Source organism: Methanomethylovorans sp. (assembly GCF_050177135.1).
Taxonomy (GTDB): Archaea; Halobacteriota; Methanosarcinia; order Methanosarcinales; family Methanosarcinaceae; genus Methanomethylovorans.
In genome coordinates, this window is the sequence record NZ_JBFXHJ010000030.1 from 1 (window position 1) to 18,033 (window position 18,033).

At 40.8% G+C, this 18,033-nt stretch carries 20 protein-coding genes; 8 read left to right on the forward strand and 12 right to left on the reverse strand.

From position 1 onward, the window contains the following. The first annotated feature begins 396 nt into the window (after positions 1 to 396). The 4 genes from AB7U21_RS04045 to AB7U21_RS04060 all read left to right on the forward strand — a co-directional run bounded on the left by AB7U21_RS04045 (position 397) and on the right by AB7U21_RS04060 (position 4,382). Positions 397 to 963, forward strand: coding sequence for a flavin reductase family protein (locus tag AB7U21_RS04045; RefSeq protein ID WP_428387194.1), 567 nt, complete (start codon positions 397 to 399; stop codon positions 961 to 963). Between the two features lie 104 nt (positions 964 to 1,067). Next, on the forward strand, positions 1,068 to 1,838 hold the full coding sequence (locus AB7U21_RS04050; protein WP_428387196.1) for a CPBP family intramembrane glutamic endopeptidase: 771 nt from the start codon (positions 1,068 to 1,070) through the stop codon (positions 1,836 to 1,838). 171 nt (positions 1,839 to 2,009) lie between these two features. Further along, positions 2,010 to 3,791 (forward strand): DUF2207 domain-containing protein, encoded by a 1,782-nt coding sequence (locus AB7U21_RS04055; RefSeq protein WP_428387198.1) that lies wholly within the window; start codon positions 2,010 to 2,012, stop codon positions 3,789 to 3,791. 21 nt (positions 3,792 to 3,812) lie between these two features. Further along, positions 3,813 to 4,382, forward strand: coding sequence for a LemA family protein (locus AB7U21_RS04060; RefSeq protein WP_333788222.1), 570 nt, complete (start codon positions 3,813 to 3,815; stop codon positions 4,380 to 4,382). 154 nt (positions 4,383 to 4,536) lie between these two features. Here AB7U21_RS04060 and AB7U21_RS04065 read toward each other — a convergent pair whose 3' ends face one another. Then, positions 4,537 to 5,004, reverse strand: a complete 468-nt coding sequence (locus tag AB7U21_RS04065; protein WP_333788223.1) for a pyridoxamine 5'-phosphate oxidase family protein — start codon at positions 5,002 to 5,004, stop codon at positions 4,537 to 4,539. A 93-nt stretch (positions 5,005 to 5,097) separates the two neighbouring features. Beyond that, entirely contained in the window at positions 5,098 to 5,586 is a 489-nt protein-coding gene (locus AB7U21_RS04070) for a methylated-DNA--[protein]-cysteine S-methyltransferase (protein WP_428387201.1), read from the reverse strand. A gap of 198 nt (positions 5,587 to 5,784) precedes the next feature. Between AB7U21_RS04070 and AB7U21_RS04075 the strand changes: the two genes are divergently transcribed. Then, a complete protein-coding gene (locus AB7U21_RS04075; protein ID WP_333788225.1) occupies positions 5,785 to 6,864 on the forward strand; it encodes an MFS transporter in 1,080 nt (359 codons plus the stop codon). 156 nt (positions 6,865 to 7,020) lie between these two features. Next, positions 7,021 to 7,443, forward strand: a complete 423-nt coding sequence (locus AB7U21_RS04080) for a phosphate-starvation-inducible PsiE family protein (RefSeq protein ID WP_333788226.1) — start codon at positions 7,021 to 7,023, stop codon at positions 7,441 to 7,443. A 54-nt stretch (positions 7,444 to 7,497) separates the two neighbouring features. Here the strand turns inward: AB7U21_RS04080 and AB7U21_RS04085 are convergent, their stop codons facing one another. From AB7U21_RS04085 to AB7U21_RS04110, 6 genes are all read right to left on the reverse strand, one after another. Continuing rightward, positions 7,498 to 7,974 carry a hypothetical protein gene (locus AB7U21_RS04085; protein WP_333788227.1) on the reverse strand — a complete coding sequence of 159 codons (477 nt, stop codon included), beginning with the start codon at positions 7,972 to 7,974 and terminating at the stop codon, positions 7,498 to 7,500. Positions 7,975 to 8,236: 262 nt separating this feature from the next. Next, positions 8,237 to 9,184, reverse strand: a complete 948-nt coding sequence (locus tag AB7U21_RS04090; RefSeq protein WP_428387204.1) for a glycine betaine ABC transporter substrate-binding protein — start codon at positions 9,182 to 9,184, stop codon at positions 8,237 to 8,239. Between the two features lie 4 nt (positions 9,185 to 9,188). Continuing rightward, a complete protein-coding gene (locus AB7U21_RS04095) occupies positions 9,189 to 10,022 on the reverse strand; it encodes a proline/glycine betaine ABC transporter permease (protein WP_333788229.1) in 834 nt (277 codons plus the stop codon). After that, entirely contained in the window at positions 10,009 to 11,193 is a 1,185-nt protein-coding gene (locus tag AB7U21_RS04100; protein ID WP_428387206.1) for a quaternary amine ABC transporter ATP-binding protein, read from the reverse strand. The genes AB7U21_RS04095 and AB7U21_RS04100 overlap by 14 nt, the downstream gene beginning before the upstream one ends. A 384-nt stretch (positions 11,194 to 11,577) precedes the next feature. After that, positions 11,578 to 12,492 carry a DMT family transporter gene (locus tag AB7U21_RS04105; RefSeq protein ID WP_333787772.1) on the reverse strand — a complete coding sequence of 305 codons (915 nt, stop codon included), beginning with the start codon at positions 12,490 to 12,492 and terminating at the stop codon, positions 11,578 to 11,580. 579 nt (positions 12,493 to 13,071) lie between these two features. After that, entirely contained in the window at positions 13,072 to 13,266 is a 195-nt protein-coding gene (locus tag AB7U21_RS04110; protein ID WP_292353384.1) for a CxxC-x17-CxxC domain-containing protein, read from the reverse strand. Positions 13,267 to 13,680: 414 nt separating this feature from the next. Between AB7U21_RS04110 and AB7U21_RS04115 the strand changes: the two genes are divergently transcribed. Beyond that, complete coding sequence (locus AB7U21_RS04115; protein WP_333787773.1) at positions 13,681 to 13,890, forward strand: YwbE family protein; 210 nt, start codon at positions 13,681 to 13,683, stop codon at positions 13,888 to 13,890. 107 nt (positions 13,891 to 13,997) lie between these two features. On the opposite strand, the gene AB7U21_RS04120 is transcribed toward AB7U21_RS04115, so the two are convergent. Genes AB7U21_RS04120 through AB7U21_RS04130 form a run of 3 tightly spaced genes read right to left on the reverse strand, consistent with a single transcriptional unit; the run spans position 13,998 to position 17,031 of the window. Further along, positions 13,998 to 14,195: a hypothetical protein gene (locus tag AB7U21_RS04120; RefSeq protein WP_333787774.1), complete on the reverse strand. Its 198-nt coding sequence runs from the start codon at positions 14,193 to 14,195 to the stop codon at positions 13,998 to 14,000. Positions 14,196 to 14,208: 13 nt separating this feature from the next. After that, positions 14,209 to 15,363: an acyltransferase family protein gene (locus AB7U21_RS04125; RefSeq protein ID WP_428387210.1), complete on the reverse strand. Its 1,155-nt coding sequence runs from the start codon at positions 15,361 to 15,363 to the stop codon at positions 14,209 to 14,211. Between the two features lie 42 nt (positions 15,364 to 15,405). Then, complete coding sequence (locus AB7U21_RS04130) at positions 15,406 to 17,031, reverse strand: tetratricopeptide repeat protein (RefSeq protein ID WP_428387212.1); 1,626 nt, start codon at positions 17,029 to 17,031, stop codon at positions 15,406 to 15,408. Positions 17,032 to 17,344: 313 nt separating this feature from the next. Between AB7U21_RS04130 and AB7U21_RS04135 the strand changes: the two genes are divergently transcribed. Then, complete coding sequence (locus tag AB7U21_RS04135; RefSeq protein ID WP_428387216.1) at positions 17,345 to 17,425, forward strand: AN1-type zinc finger domain-containing protein; 81 nt, start codon at positions 17,345 to 17,347, stop codon at positions 17,423 to 17,425. Between the two features lie 167 nt (positions 17,426 to 17,592). On the opposite strand, the gene AB7U21_RS04140 is transcribed toward AB7U21_RS04135, so the two are convergent. Continuing rightward, positions 17,593 to 17,814, reverse strand: a complete 222-nt coding sequence (locus AB7U21_RS04140) for a DUF3006 domain-containing protein (RefSeq protein WP_428387214.1) — start codon at positions 17,812 to 17,814, stop codon at positions 17,593 to 17,595. Positions 17,815 to 18,033 lie beyond the last annotated feature (219 nt).

Sequence of the window (18,033 nt, forward strand, 5' to 3'; positions counted from 1 at the left end):
AGCTGCACCTTCAAGAGCTTTTTCAAGCAGAGTTGCTGTCTTCCATTTCTTTCTTGGACTTCCGTTTATTGCTATTACTTTCATGATTTACCTCAGTTTTCTCTTTTCTTAAAATTCAATGCTCACTATAAAATTTTAGCCTATGACCCTACAGATATAGTTCCCATCTGATAATTTACGTATAAATATATGTTGTATAATGAGCCTTAATTTGCTTTTGAGAGGATTTTTTCCTCTCACTTTTTAATAAAAAACAGGACACCACACTACATTTTATTACCAAAATTTCCACCAGGCCAGCTGAGTGTTTTGCACCTTCTGATCAAAAGGCTCTATAGGAAAACATTCGGATTTGGCTCGAAAACCATTTTATATCATCTGAAAGAACATTTAACCATGAAACGATCGATCGGAGCAAAGACACTCGCGTTCCCGACACCAACATGGGTTGTCGGTACATATGATATGAAAGGAAAACCAAATGCCATGACCGTAGCCTGGGCCGGGATCTGCTGTTCTGCCCCTCCCTGCATCAGCGTGTCGTTAAGAAAAGCTACCTACAGCTATGCGGGCATCATGGAAAATAAGGCATTTACCGTAAGCATTCCTTCTGAAGATCATGTAAAAGAAGCTGATTACTTTGGCCTTGCAAGCGGAAGAGATGAAGATAAATTCAAGGCAGCCGGTCTGACCCCGGTAAGGAGTGAGCTTGTACCTGCACCTTATGTAGGAGAGTTCCCTTTCGTTCTCGAATGCAAACTGCTCCACACTCTTGAGATCGGGCTCCACACCATGTTCGTAGGAGAGATAGTCGATATCAAGGCAGAAGAATCCGTACTTGATGAAAACGGAAACCCTGATATTAAGAAGGTCCGGCCCATTATTTATGGAACAGGGAACAGAAGTTACTACGGCATTGGACATGATCTTGGAAAAGCCTTCTCGATAGGTAAAGAACTCTGAATGATAAAAAGCGATGGGGTCAAGGGTCTGTAAAATAGGATATTGATACTTTGGGCAATTGATTTTGATCATTAGAGGATTTACAGGCAATATGGAGATCTAATATGGGAACAGAAAGAAAATTAGTCCTTATTTTACTAATTGCATGTATCTTTGGAACTATAGCTGTACTGCCTTATACTCTTACCCTTCAGGGAGAATTACTCCAAAATCTGCCTGTGCCTTTATACGTCCTCCTGGCTGCCCAGCTTGTCCAGGCAATAATCCTGTTCGGTGTTGCTACATTTGTTGGTCTTCATCTTGCCAGGAAAGTCGGACTTGGCCTTCCGATCCTTGAAGGATGGCTTGAAGGCAGGGAAGTTAAAAGCTATTTGAAGTCCATACTTGGAATATCAATTGGGCTTGGAATTCTGGCCGGTATCCTTATAATCGGACTTGATCTTTTGTTTTCCTTTGCCGGCGTACCGATCAATCTAACTCAGGCTTCAATAAACCCTCCTGCATGGCAGGGCTTCCTTGCATCATTTTATGGCGGGATAAATGAAGAGGTCCTGTTAAGATTATTCGTAATGACCCTCATTGCATGGATGATCTTCAAGATCAAATCAACAGAAGAAGGAAAGCCATCAAACACTGGCATGTGGTTAGCTATTATCATAGCAGCTGTTATTTTTGGCATTGGCCATTTACCGGCAGTCATGGTTTTAACAACGCTCACACCGCTGGTAATTGCCCGTACCATTATTCTGAACGCTGTTGGTGGAATTATATTTGGATGGCTCTATTGGAAAAAAGGTTTAGAATCGGCCATGATATCGCATTTCTCTGCGGATATTGTGTTGCATGTTATGTTACCATTGATAGCAGTGATCTGAAGTATCAGCTTTTGCACCTATCTTTTTTTATGTTATCGCGGGTAAATATAATGGACGTTTTTTATATGGCGCAGAGTATTGTTTCCAAATATAAATACTATGCAAAATACCATGCAATTGCGATAAGTGTATATACCAACACTCTCTTTTTTTAAACAGGGTGTGTGTTTCGTGTACGAACTCTCCACGGGCAGAAGGGTCTGTTCAAAAAGCATAACTTTTGCTTTGACAGTCTCCCTTATTTTGTTATTGCTTTTGCCGGTGGCATCTGCCAGGGATTATTCCCTTGAGAGTGCGGATGTGAATGTCACAGTGTCCCCTGAGGGCATTGTGCATGTGCAGGAATCCCTCACATATCGCTTTGAGGGCACATTTTATGAGGTGTACAGGCAGGTATACCCTCCACCCGGAGGTTCCATAGAGAACATACAGGGCTATTTAGAGGGTGTTCCATCTGATCTTTATGTGACTGAAGTTTATGAAGGCTATGAGCTTGTATGCAGGCTGCCGTCCCCAACGCCGGAACGGGTGACATTTGTCACTTCCTATGACTACTATGGCGGCCTAAAGGTATACAACGATATCTCAGAACTGCACTACAAATTCTGGGGAGATGAATGGGAAAAGCCTGTTCAAAGCCTTTCAGCAACTGTAATGATCCTTCCCGCCAGCGGCTCTGACATAACCTACTGGCTACATCCGGACGACTATACAGAAACCGTAACTATAGATGATAATACGGTCACAGTGCAGGCAGCTGATATCCCTGCCAATAGCTGGTACGAGATACGGGCCATCTTCCCCAGGCTCACATCACCTGACTCAAGATATGTGACCATTTATGATCAGAATGCTAAGTTCCAAATATTCCGTATAGAATCTCAGTACGCATTGAAGCAGAAGGCTCTGTATGTTGTTTTCATAGTATATGTGCTTCTGGCATTATCTCTTCTTTTAGCTCCGTTCTATCTGTATTTCAAATATGGAAGGGAGCCTGACATAGCATACGAGGGTATCTACGAGCGTGAACTGCCATATGATTCCAGCCCGGCTGTGGTCAATGCCATGATGAAAGGTGGTGTGGGAGATCCAACGATAGATGGATTTGCTGCAACCGTAATGGACCTAATTCATCGGGATTACCTGAGAATCGATGATAGCAACCCACGGAATATCGTGCTGCATATAACCGGTCCGGAGAGGGAGAAAGGAGATTCTCCAGGACTTCTGGACTTCGAACAGGATGTGCTGGACCTCATCGTACAGCATTCTGATGGACGCCAGTTATATTGGAAAGAGTTTCAGGCCGGGCTCAAAAAAGGCACATCCTTTTATAATTTCATAAATTCGTGGAATAAAAAGGTGAAGGCTCATATAGATCTTGAAAAGCTGTTCATCGAAAAAGGTGCCACGAAAATGGACTATTTTGCAGGTATTCTTTTCCTTGTGTCCCTCCTTAGCCTTTTCGCTATTCCCTGGCTGGGAGACTCGTCTGCTTATCCGATAATTGAAAAATTGGGTTTCATGCCTATAATCATTGCAGTCATTTCACCTGTTGTGCTCGTCCTCAATGCCAGATACCGGACCTTTCTGGGCAGATGGACTCCCGAAGGTAAGCTTTACGTAGAGCGCTGGAAGAACTTCAAGAAATACATAACGGATTTCTCAGATCTTAAGGAGCATCCTCCCGGCTCTGTGAAATTATGGGACCATTATATGGTGTATGCCATGGCACTGGGTGTGGCTGAAGAGGCACTCAGGCACATGTCTGTCATAGTTCCCAAAGAGGAGTTCCGGGCGAGCCATTTCCATAACAGGGTCTATATTACAGGCTATTCTTCTGATTTCAGCCATGCTTACCAGAGATCAGCTCCAAAGTCCTCTTCAGGAGGAAGCCGCGGAGTAGGTGGTTCTGGCGGTGGCTTCGGTGGTGGTGGAGGCGGTGCCAGATAAATTTAGAAAGGAGATAAAAAGATGATAGAATTATTGTGGATAATAGGCATAGTTCTTGTTATAGCATTGATTATTGCAGTGTTTGTCTTTTCTGTTTATAACAAGCTTGTAGCTTTACGTAACAGGGTGGAGAATGCATGGGCTCAGGTAGATGTCCAGCTTAAGCGCAGGTTCGACCTGATACCCAATATCGTGGAAACAGTAAAAGGCTACGCAAAACATGAGCAATCTGTTTTTGAAGAGGTCACGAAAGCCAGGTCTGCATGGATGTCGGCATCTACTGTAGGTGAGGCTGCACAGGCCTCTAACATGCTTACCAATGCATTGAAGTCCTTATTTGCTGTTGCAGAGGCTTATCCTGAACTTAAGGCCAACGAAAATTTCAGGCAATTGCAGCAGGAACTCTCACAGACCGAAGATAAGATCGCCTATAGCAGGCAGTTCTACAATGATACTGTCATGAAATACAACATTTCCATCCAGCAGATACCGAACAATATAATTGCAGGCATGTTCAGTTTTGAAAAGAAGGACTTATTAGAGACTGCGGAAGAGGAAAAGATCGCTCCAAAGGTAAATTTTGAGTCATAGCCCTTAAGCCGGTTGAACAGGCTTTAGTCTTTCTCCTCTTTTTTCTCAATTTCCTATCAGAATACTTCATCGACCATCTGTTCTTAACCGGAAAACAGTTGGATTTTATTATCTTTAATTATCATTAAATTTTGTGGTGTTCAATTTTATAGTGTTATTTGTAATATTTACCTGTAAGTTCTCTGATAGTGATCTCAATAACGCCTGTGCCTTTTACCATATTATCGGGTAACACTGTTCCATTTAAATGGGGAGTGTATTTGTTCACGATCTCATTTAAGACAATTTTCTTCAGATCGTGGTCTTCAATGACCGTTGCTGTTCCGGTCATAACGATGCTTTCATACTCCGTATTGATTCCACATGGCGAGTTATCAAGAATAAGACCTTTCATGTCATAGATCTGAAAACATATTTTTTCATTTGACAATATATTACAGATCTTTTGTCCCACTGGCAAGCCATGAATGTAGATCTTGTCCTCATAATAAACGAAATGGACCGGGACAACATACGGATATCCATTTTCATTTATGGTTGCAATATTGCCTACAGGTGCTTTTAATAATATCTCTTTTATTTGTTCTTCATGCAATTGATGATACTTCATACGATCTTGCATACAATTTCCCCCTTAAAACAGATCTTCTTTTTAAATATTCGCATACTTAGGGTTATCTTCCATAAATAAATAGGTCTGATCCACCTTATACATCTAATGTCTAGCATTCTGCTTTTCAAGCTTAAGCAGATGTTCCTTTATGTGCAAGCCGGATCTATAACCTGTAAGTTTTCCATTTTTGCCTATGACCCTATGACAGGGAATAAAGATAGGTATAGGATTGCGGCTGGCTGCAAGTCCAACAGCCCTTGAAGCTTTTTTATTACCTACTTTCTGTGCTATTTCCTCATAACTTCTGTTCTCACCATAAGGAATGGAGCTTAAAGCTTCCCATACGCGCAGCATGAATCCTGTTCCAACGGGAGCAAGGTGGAGATTGAACACTTTTTGTTTTCCGGCAAGATAACTCTTCAATTGTCTGTTTGCCTCTTTCAATAGTTCTGTTTCATTTAATATAGCATCCTCTGGAAAGCTCTCTCCATGAAAGTATACGTTCGTAATGCTATTGTTGCTGTCAACAATTCCTATTTTTCCAATGTCGGTTTGATAGAAGGATATACTTCTCATGATTTTATTTGTCATCTCCGTACTTTGAATTAAGTCTTATGCCACTTAATTATATCATAGTGTTCATTTTCCATATATGACAGGATATTTCAAAGACCACTTTGGGTTCAGGCTCATGTAGTTTTTACCTGACAAATGTTAAAGTCATCAGCTTTCAATAAATAGAAATAGTTTAGATATTATTCTGGGAATATATTCCGGATTCGATGACCAATGAGATTAAACCTGATCCAATTTCTGGCAAATTCTTCCCTTATGATGTCTGGCATCTTTATGCCTGTTTTTGCGAGATCCCTTGGTGCTTCATATTTTGAAGTTGGCCTCATCAGTGCCTTTTTTGCAGCAGCTTCCTTTTTCTCTTCGTTCATATTTGGAAAAGCCGCCGATATCAACCGTCTGCGTCCTATAATCCTCGCAGGTCTTGCAGTTTCTGCAGTGTCTTTCTTCATGCAGATATTCGCTTATAATGCCGCCTCACTTGCTGTGATCCGTGCAATGGTGGGTTTCAGTGTAGGAGTGTATCCGGCCGCCCTTATTGTTAGCGTTTATTATGAAAAGGAAAGTATCGGCAAATTTAGCTCTTTTGGCTCCCTTGGCTGGATGATAGGATACCTGGTTGCCGGGTTCATAGGGAACATAGAGCATCTTTTCATTATATCATCTCTTTTCTTCACCATCGCTTTTTTTGCAGCTTTTGGACTTACGGACGTACAGAAGCCTTCTATTTCCGTGAGCTATTTTTCATTGGCTGTTTTCAGAAAGAACCTTGATGTCTACCTGTCGATGTTCCTGAGGCATACGGGCGCAGTTGCTGTGTGGATCATTTTACCTCTCTACATGGCTTTCCTTGGTGCTTCTAATTTCTGGATAGGGATCATATATGCCATCAACCCATCCATTCAATTCCTAATCATGCGCAGGCTGGATAAATTCAGGAACGTATGGCTCATCAAATGGGGCATTATCACTTCCGGGCTGTCATTTGTAAGCTATTCTCTGGCACAGGATTTCTATTCCATTGTTCCCGGAATGATCCTGATAGCTTTTGGATGGTCTTTCTTGTACGTAGGTGCAAATCAGCTGGTTGTGGAGCGGAGCATTGAAAAAGCAAGTTCTATAGGTATTTTGAATTCCACCACATCTGCAGCGGACATTGCGGGATCGATAATCGGGGGATTGATCATGCAATACTTTGGTTTCAGGCAAACAATGGTGTTCGCTGTGATATGTTCAATACTGGCTATGATGGTTTTTAGCTGGATCAACAGATCTCCACACAAGAGCACTATTTAAGTCGCTATGATCTTGCTTTCCATTTAATACAGGATCATGATTTCTGTTTTATTCTCCCATGAACACTTTTTTAATCAAGTAAAGCTTATTTTCATCAGAACTTTCAGCTATTATGTCAGACATTGTGTTTCAGACAATTACCAGAGGTAATATTTCATGATGAAATATGTCAGTGGTTTTCAGAAATTGATCATCAAAGCAATTATTCTGATGATGATAGTAGTCATTCTCAGCTCCACTCTGGAAATTGGATGGATAATACTTAGCGACCTGATCGAGCCCCCGGTACTGTTCCTCAATGTAGAAAAAGTATTGGATATATTCGGTCTTTTCTTCCTTGTCCTTATAGGCATTGAATTGCTGGAAACCATTAAGATGATCATCAATGAATCCACATTGAACGTCGATGTGATCATACTTGTAGGTATCACTGCAATTGTAAGAAAAGTAATGATAATCGATCTGAAAACCACTCCTCCACTGTTCCTGGTAGGGATGGGCGTGCTGGTGATAGCTCTGGCAGGAGCATATTATCTGATAAACAGATCAGGCAAAGAGTTCAGATGTGAACTTAAATGAAATGTACTGAAATTGGCCGTTACTCTAAAAAGAAGAACAGCCTTTGATGCTCCGTTATCTAACAAGTTCACCATATGCTCTTTTCAGTTCATTTTTTGGATCATTACCGTATTTGAAATTCAATTTCTGTGAATGTGCCTCTATAGTTACTGTCCATTCTGATCTGCTGGTACTGTCCTCATCACCTGTTTCCCTGTACCTGACCTTTACTGAATCGATGCTGGAATTTGGAATAGAGAAATTTGCAGGGTTTTCTTTCATTATCTCTTCAGGTGCCATGCTCAGATACCTCTGAGTGTAGTTCATTCCGCCAGATATCTGGCTGCCCCATTGCCCGAAAAAACCCTTTCCTTCCTGTTCGGCTTGCTGCCTTGCATCCTCTACCACTTTTTTCATGATCTCCGATGTTAATTTGGCAAAAATGCTCTGATCCTGTGTGACGATGAGAGTAAAGCTATCGTTGGCAAAGCCCATTAGTTTAGGTTTACGAAGAGGTCCTATTACTGAAACTATGTTTCCATTTGCTGACATACTTGTACTCCAATATTATATTTTTATCTATTTAGAAATTCAAGTATTTCAATTTATGCTTTGACATTATAGATGCTCACGTGAAGTTGCTACAAGTGCATTGTTCTTCAAAAAATAAAATTGAATCCAACTGTGACAGAATAAAGAATTAGTAAAGAGAATAGTCATCCAAATCCGTTAACTCTGTGGTTGTATCTGCCCACAGTTGAGATCGTAACATGACGATTTCCACAAAACAAAAAAAAGAATGAAAGAGAGAACTTCAGTTCTCACCGATCCATTCACTGACTTTATCAGGATTATTCTCAACCCACTTTCTGGCAGCATCCTCTTCGGGCATGCCGTCTGCAAGGTCTGCCATGACGGACTGAATATCCTCATGGGTCCACTTAAATCTGCTGATGATCTGATAAAGTTCGGGATCGTCTTCTTCAAGTCCAGCTCTTGCAAGAGTTTCCACATGGTCTGCTTCACCATAGGCTCCTTGCGGATCATTCAGATATTTCAGGTCAAAGCTGTTGAAAGCCCAATGTGGTGACCATAGGGTCACAACTATCCATTCCTCATCCATGACTGAACTCTTGAGTTCAGATGCCATGCCTGCACTGCTGCTTGCGACAAGCTCGTAATCAAGCCCATAATCATTGATGGCAGTTTCAGTTGTCTGCATAATACCTGCTCCGGGATCGATACCTATAATCTTACCGTTGAACTGATCTTTGTTCGCATTGAGCTCTTCAATTGAATCAATAGTAACATATGTTGGAACAACAAGTCCTATGAGGCAGTCTTCAAGGTTCACAGCAACACTGTCAATGTCCTCTCCATACCTTTCCCAGTAGTTCTTCTGTGTCAAAGGAAGCCATGCAGAAGTCGTAAAATCGAACTGGCTGTCTGCAAGCCCCTGATAGAGTGCACCTGCATCAACAGCTATTATCTCCACATCATAACCTGCCTCTTCAAGGACAAGCTTCATGACATTGGTACTGGCTATCTCGCCATCCCAGAGAACATAGCCAATGGTTGCTTCCTTAGTAGTGGTTGCTTCATCAGTAACAGCATCTCCGGTTGTGTCCTGGTCAGCACAGCCGCTTACCATGACCAGCATGGAAAGCATTATAAGCACTGAAAGGACTTTTATTTTTCTTTTCATTTTATCACAACGCTCAATATATTCTATGGAACAGACCGCATGGTCCGTAAACATCATAATCTTATTTTTTAGGTGTAATGCTCTGTGTTAGTCTATCAAGCACGATGGCAATGATCACGATCCCAAGACCCGCCTCAAATCCTTGGGCGATATCAACTCTCTGGATGCCTACCAGTACCTGATATCCAAGTCCCCGCGCACCTATCATTGCTGCAATGACCACCATGGAAAGAGAAAGCATTATGCACTGGTTAACACCTGCCATGATCGTCGGAAGAGCAACGGGAAGCTCTACTTTGAAAAGCTTTTGCATTGGTGTCGTGCCAAAAGCATTTGCCACCTCGTTCAGTTCCACAGGAACCTGGCGGATACCAAGGTTGGTCAGGCGGACAGCAGGTGGCATTGAAAATACTATTGTTGCAACAAGTCCCGGAACATTACCTAATCCGAAGAATATCACTGCTGGGATCAGGTAGACAAAAGAAGGCATTGTCTGCATGAGATCAAGTACCGGCTTAACAACATGGAACACAGTTTCATTCTTTGCTGCCAGAATACCTGTTGGGATCCCTACAAACAAAGCCACGGTCGCAGATGATAATACAAGGGCTATGGTTTCCATGGAAAGTTTCCACAGACCCATATTATCTATCAACAAGAAACCAATTGCTGTTCCTAATGTCAGTTTCAGGTCTCTTCGGGAAATCATATAGACAATGACAGTAACAACGAGAATGAATGCAACAGGTGGTAAAAATAATAATATTTCCTTGAATCCTGATATAAGCGTATCAATGAATTCGCTGAAGATATCCAGTAAAAAACCAAAATTATCATTCAGCCAGTAAACACCTGATTCAACGGTATTGCCTATGGGTATCTCAGGTAAGATCATTCTTATCCTCCACCTTTATTGCCAGGGCACCAAGTATGCTGCCTCTGACTATGACCCCCATGAGCTTATTGTTGTCATTTATCACTGCCAGCGGAAAATTACTGTCTGCTGCCATTGGGATTATGTCCTTGACGGGCAGGTCCGGTGCAACCGCCGGTACGTCTGTGATCAGCACATCATGCAATGTCTTATGCTCTTTAACAGCCTGAACAGCATCTTCAATGAGGATTACTCCTTTTATTCTTTTCTCATTATCGACTACAAATATTGATGATATGCCATGTCTTTTCATGAGTTGCATTGCAACTGGAAGCCCTGAATTAATGGATACTACGGGTTCTGGCCGCTTCATCACATTTTCTGCAGTGAGTATCTTTGTCCTGTCAACCCCTGCAACGAATTCTGATACATAGTCGTCTGCAGGATTGGTGAGTATCTCTTCAGCTGTCCCTATCTGGGCAATGACCCCATCCTTCATAATTGCTATGCGGTTTCCAAGTTTCAGGGCTTCGTCAAGGTCATGGGATACGAATACAATGGTCTTCCTGAGTTTGTCCTGAAGTGCAAGTAATTCATCCTGCATTTCAGTCCGGATGAGCGGATCAAGTGCACTGAATGCCTCGTCCATAAGCAAAATATCAGGGTCTGTGGCAAGCGCCCTGGCAAGCCCCACCCTCTGCTGCATCCCTCCACTCAGTTGCGATGTTTTGCTTGCTTCATAACCCTTAAGACCGACTTTGGCAATAGCCTCTTCTGCTTTTAAGTATCGTTCTTCTTTTGAGATGTTTTGTATCTCAAGTCCGAAAGCCACGTTATCAATAACTGTCCTGTGAGGCAGAAGAGCAAAGCTCTGGAAGACCATGCTCATTTTCTTTCTTCTGGCTTTCCTTAGCTCTGTGTCATCCATAGTGGCTATGTCATCGCCATCGATGAGTATATGTCCGTCGCTGGGATCTATAAGACGGTTCAGGCAACGTAAAAGAGTTGATTTACCCGAACCTGAGAGTCCCATAAGTACAAAGGTTTCACCTTCGTAAACATCGAAGTTCACGTTGTAGAGACCTACAGTTTGTTTTGTTCTTTCAAATATTTCCTGTTTTGAGATTCCTTGCTCTACTAAAGAAATTGCTTTTGAAGGGTTTTTCCCAAATACTTTTATGAGGTTACGCACCTCAATTTTCTTTTCTCTATAAATTGTAATACCTCGATCTGAAAAAAGCCATTTGAATTATTTGACTATGAGTATAAAAAGTAACCATTTATAAACCCATCGCTTAAAACCAAGAAAAATAAATTCATTTTAAGCTTCTTTTCTCAAAATAAACCCCATTATGCTTTTTTTGCTCTTTTTTATATAAATAGCAAGCAAAGCATGTACAAAAAATTTATAACTAATAATTCATTGACTCTGTTTGAGCTAATCCAGCCCTAGATAGCATTCTAAAAGTTGATTAGTTATTAAGTCAAAAAATAGCACTAAGTGTTATCGCAAAAGATAAAAAATTACATTTTTTGTTAAAACCCGGTACTAATAACTTCCAGGAGATCTTTTTTGTCAGTTTTGCTGGTATCCTAGCATAAATTCTTTTTCTTTTATTCCCGGATCTTTCACACTCACCATGAAAGCAGAGATCAGTACCAGAACACAGCCTATGAATACGTTAGTTCCAAGTTGGACACCCAGCAATGCAACATCAAACAGGACACCACTCACAGGTTCTATCAATGAAAGAAGGGACCCTGTTTGTGCTTCCACTTGAGAGAATCCTATTATGGTAAGGAAGGCACCCATTCCTACGGACACAGCTCCAAAAGATGCAAGCACATTGATATTTTCCACTAATATGTTCCAGGGAGTACTGAATGCAAATGGCGTCATAAGCAAGCAACTGATCCCCATGGACCAGAAAGCTATCCCCATCTGCGGAGATTCATCTTTCATGAGCCTTATGTTCATGATCAGGATAGCTGCAAGGAGGCCCGAGATCATGCCTGCAAGGATTCCTGTCAGGTAAACCGGATCTGTCTGAAATCCTGAAAATCCGCCTTCGGGTCTTATCACAAGAATTATACCTGTAATAGCTATGGCCATGGAACAGATGCTTTTTCTGGTAATCTTTTCTTTCAGTACGAAAGGCGAGGCTATCATAACATAGATGGGTGACGTATATTCAAGCAATATGGCAATAGAAAAACATGTGGTTTTAACACAATAGAAATAGAAGAACATGTTCACTACAGTGATAATTCCCTGCAGTGCCAGTAATTTCTTTTTTTTCCTCAGCCTGATCTGTGATATATTTCCGGTGATAAGAATAACCAGAAGTATCAGCACAACACCGAAGAACAATCTATAGAAGATCATAGAGGGAATGGCAATTTCGTGTATGTGGGCCAGGAATATACCGGTTGTCCCATAGAGAACACACCCAAGAAGTATGGCCAGATGTCCTTTCTTGCCTTCCAACATAGGATACAGAAGTCTAAGGTTTCTTAAAAATATTGCGTGACATCAGATAGCTCAGAAAAAGCTTTCCGGCAAATATGCCAGATTCCTTTTCTTGCTGATGCTATAATGAAAGAGAGAAATTATCACTAATTAAGTAAGGGCTGCAATTTACCAATGAGAAAATAGTATTAAGAATGATCAAAAGGAGGTCAGTATGTAAGCCATATTCAAAATAAACTTTTCAAATTAACTTATTAAGCATTCATGCTTATTATTGGTGTAGGAGTTAAAGCTTTTCTTGCAGTTAGTACATCTGGATGCGGATCTGTATTTTGCTCCGAAAGCAGCAGGATTTCCCTGTTTCAATGAAACGCATATTATCTGCTGTCCTAAAGGTACCGTAGCTAAAATCTGAGTTCCACAACTTGGACATATTACGCTTTCACTTGTCATCTCTGTAGCTCCTTAGCTTACTTTAGAAAATCACATTATGCGATTTCGTAGTATTAGGAAAAATATAAAAAATTCATCAGGCAGAAATATGTTCATATATCTGCCTTTGCGTGAACTTATAGAATTAGGTATCTGTTGGTTACAGATCTAATATCTGGCTGGTCTATGCTTCTGATAGCATTCTCTGCAGTAAACTGGCCTGTCACCGGATGGTACGAAAGGTACTTCTGTTTCCTGTTTACAATCTGAACAAGTTGCTTTATGCATTTCTCTCGGACCGCTTGGTCTGAAGCCACCGCTTCCACCACTTCTACCGCTTCCGCCTCTATTATCGAATCTCATATTTAATTTCCTTTATTTAGGTAGTTCGCCTCAGCAAAAACTGAGATGGAGAATTTTCGCATGACAGGTTCGATCTGATCCTGATCAGACCTCAACTTTTTGATACGACCAACTCTTTGTTGTGACATCAATAAACTAAAAGAAGAACACAAGAATGAGATAATCCTTTTATTAAATCGACAAACACTCGAACTCTAGACGTATGAACACGCACATGGTATATAAGCATGCTGCTGATAATATATTAATCGCTTCTAAATATATATACCTATATGATGTATACATAAAATAAAGAGATTTTGAATTTACTATTTCGGTTCATTCGGAAGCTATTCCTGTTTTCATAGGTTCGATCCATATATCAGGGCAATTTATGAAAGAACATGCTTATAGAATGAAGAATTTACTTGTTCCATGAACGCAGGCAATAACAGAAAAAATATAAAGATAGGTTTGAACGTGGGAATCGTTCTGAAACAAGATCAGGCCACTGGGAAGATCACAAGCGGTGTAGTGAAGAGGATTTTGACCAACTCTGCAATTCATCCACATGGGATAAAGGTGCAATTGCAAGATGGCCGTGTAGGAAGGGTTAAAGAGATATATTCTCCTGATGCCTCATAGATCAAGGAGAAAAAGAAGTGCTGTTGGCGCATTGAATTACGTACGGAAGAAGTGTGTAGACAGGCTTAAGCCTGTCCTCATTTAGGAAGTTAAAAATAATTGCTGATTCAGCCTCTGTTCTTTATCAGCATAACTTCAATGATGGTGACCGCTTTGTCCTCCGGGACTTCCAAAAATTCCTGGATTTTCGCAAGGATATCTTTTTCTCCCTTTGCGAGCACACCATCTGCCAATGTAAGGTCAGCTGTTGCTGTAAATACCATTTCCCTGAAATCAGCTTCAAGTACCTCCTTTGAAGATGTCACTAAGGATGAATGATTATTTCATACCGAATAGAACACGCGTCACATTGATCCTTCTGATCAGGAATTCATATACCAGCATTATTGTCACAAATGAGCTTAAACTTAGCAAAAGGTATTTCGATGCAACCCCGAGTTCCCAATCCATTATCCAGAATCCGAAGATCACAATGACCGTCTGATGAAGTATGTAGAATGGGAGAACTGCCTCATTGGCATATTTAAGAATAGAGTGATCAAAAGATAAAAGTCTGCTTCCAAAACCAAATATTACCAGAAGCCAGCACCATGAAGCAGCTGCAGTTAATACATCCTCATATTTGTCTATGGACCCGATGTTGTACAAATAATTCAGTATCAACATCACGGTGATCCCGAAAGCTAACAATGTAGCTGAAACCCTATGTTTTTCAATTGTATCCTTGAACCCCGCATCCAGTGATACGAAGTATCCTGTTATGAAAAAGACCAGATAGGTCAGCAGGCTCCAGCCTCCAAATGCTTGGAGACCAATGCTATCTCTGTATTGTCCGACAAAAATTTCCATCAGGATGAGAGGTATAGCCAGCAGGAAAATAGACCCTGGTTTTCTGAACACGGAAACTGCATGAATAACAAGGAAGGAACTTTTTTTCTTTATTGCAACCACAAATAATGGAAGTGTCAGCATGGAAAACATGAAAAGGAACTCCAGATACCATAGATGAAGTCCCATCCAGGCAAAATTTCCTCCTAATGCATACAGCCCATCAAAATAGTGGGGATAAAAATCGATGAAAGAACCCTCAAAATGACCGTGAGAAGCACGTTCAATATAGACCTGCACAGGCACTATGATCACAAAAGTACCGAATATAAAAGGTACTATGAGCCTTTTAAACCTCTCAAGTATGTATTGCTTTGGAGACCTTTTGGTGAGCGAATAGTAAGACGACATAGCTGAGATCATAAAGAAGAGAGGCATCATCCAAATTTCAAGGACCGAGAGTATTATAGAGATACCAGGAGAAAGTGTGTTGTTCTTCACATGCCAGTCTTCCAGATTGAAGAATCTGCCACAATGATAAAAAAAGATAATTAGCATTCCAAAAATGCGTATCCAGTCTAAATCATAACGTCTTTCAGTCTTCTGACAGGTGGTAGAAGTCTTGTCACCTGCTATGGATTGCATATGATATTCCAGCCCATGTTCCAACGATCATATTATCCTGATTTAGTCTTCTTGTCGCAGTTCTCTGAATATGATAGCAAGCTCGTTCTTTACTTTTTCTGCATGATGGGAAAGTTTTAGATTTTCAAATATCTCAAGTGCTTCTCCATATGACCTTGCTGCTTTTTCGAGATTTACATCCATATCTTCCATATCTGCCATACAGGTGTATGCCATCCCTAGATTCTTCTGGGCCATCGCATATTGCATCGGGAATTCTTTAAGGATCTCTACTTTGATCTCTGCCTCATATGCTTCGACCGCTTTTTTGAGATTATTTTTTCTCTCTTTCACAGATGCCAGATCACTATATGCAAGTCCTATATTGTCCCAGGTTATTGCATGGTCCATAGGGAATTCCTCAAAGGTGTATACTTTGAGTGCTTCCTCATGTGCACTGATGGCTTTTTCAAGGTAATGTTCCCTATCTTCCATACTTGCCAGATCTCTGTATGCGATCCCAAGACTGTGCTGGACCATTGCATATTGTATTGGAGATTCGTCGGCAATCATTAACTGAAGTGCTTCCTCATATGCTTTGACAGCAACTTTTGCATACTCGGCTTTTTGGACCCTGACGAGGGAATATGAGGATGCTTTGTTGCCTATTCCTATGAGGACAGCGGAATTATGAGAAAATGTGTCGAACATCTCGTTAAGAACAGAGAGTTTCGATGCCGGTTCATTGAGTTGGACTATCTTTTCCAGATATACCTCTTCAACATGGATCTTTTTTTCCTCAGATACAAGTATTAATTCACTGCTCGTTAATGGCCCAAGCACACGTACCCAATCTAATTCAGTATCAGGGTGATCCTTAATATAGACTGTTTCTATCAGTGCATAAGGGAATAGATGATCCCCCTCATATATGCCACACATATGCAGTTTCTTTATTATTTGTAATATTTCTTTTTCCCTTTCCATAAGAGCATCATATCTTCTTCTCATTTCATGCAATCTCATGAAAACAGAACCAATGGCTCCATCAAACTCGGTGTCTTCCCACTTGATATCTTCTCTTTCGGCTGTTCTCTGAGCTTCACCTTTGGAGATCAGACCAATATCAACTATATTTTTGCCAAAAACAGTACAGATGTCAATTTTTTTGTTCACGAGTTCGAACTTTTCACCGCTCTGGCAAGTTGCAATGATGAGGAAATGCTTAGCTTTGATCACTTCTATCATTTTCGCAAAGTTGCTCATTTCAACAAACCTGTCAAGGTCATCCAGAATAACAATTTCAGTATTCATCCCATAATTATCTGCAAAAGGATAATCTCCGGAATCAATATCCTCCGGGAGCGGAATTATCACATCGACCAGGGAACCCATGCTTTTGAGCACTTCAAAAGTAGTTCTGGTTTTACCGGCAAGGGCATTTCCTCTGACCAATATGCTCTTCTCTTCAAGTAACATGTTCCTTAGGATCTCGTCTTCATCACGTGGACGATATTTATAGGAAGGCCTGTTTCCCAGCATGTCCTTTGATTCAAGTCTAGCACCTGAGATCCATTTTCGTCTTAACAGCTTCTTTTGCTTTTTTATTCTTTCAGAATACTTATCATACAGGCCATACAGGAACTTCACAGGGGAAAAAGGAACAGATCCGTTCGTAGTACCACTCATTCACAACACCTTCAACACAATTGATTCATCTTGCAGGATATATATTTTATGCACTGCTGTTTTGAAGAATCGCATTTATGCTCAATAAGTCCTTCAGGCTTCAGACTGTGTTAAAGTCGAAACAAAATGAAAAAAGATATATGTAACTTTCGTTTAAGTTAAGACTGCCAGTTCAGTTTGTCCCTTATAAGTACCACCCACCCTCTTTAATCTGAACTGGCGTGCATTTTTTAGCATCTTGCTGATACTGCTGTTGCTTCCTTTCCACGGGTTATTAAAAAATTAGCCTTTATTAATGGGTCGTTAACATGAAATATGCAGAAAATATTTTTGCCTGAAGCATCGATCGCTGGAGTACCATGACTGTAAAAATGCACATTACCATATTTTCTGAAAAGTATCATATACCAGTTACATCCTCAAAAACTAGAAATATTCAAATTTTTAAACATGAACAAAATGAAAAAGAATATATACCATATTTGAACCTTAGAGAGTGTGCATCCTGTTCAGGATCATATACCACCTAGGATCGATCTTACCTGAACTGGCACCCAACCTTTAATTCTTGCTCTTGAGATTATTAAGTAGTGTGGAAGCCCTTGCTTTTGCATTCTCGGTTTCCGGCATATCCTTTGTAATGCCAATGTTCAGGATATCGCCTTCCTCGCTACCTTCAGGCAAAAAGAAGAGAGGGATCTTTATCTGAGTGGTTCTTTCAGGCCTGATAAGTAACACTGCAATTCCGTTTTCAATCCTGTCCAGGGTAGCCTTGAAGTTCAATTCAGTCTCTCCGGTAAGTCAGAGGTCTTTCCATTGCTTTCATTAAAGAAGGATGTATGTATTTGACCTCACTTTCCCGCTTTAATGACAGGAAAAAGTGAAGAGCTCGCATTCTTTATGCTGTTCTGATCCGAAAGGGGCCTTTCAGTGATCACTGTGTAGGTTAAGCCATCGGTTGTGACTGTTATGGTGCCGTGATGATCTGTTCTGTAGACGGTG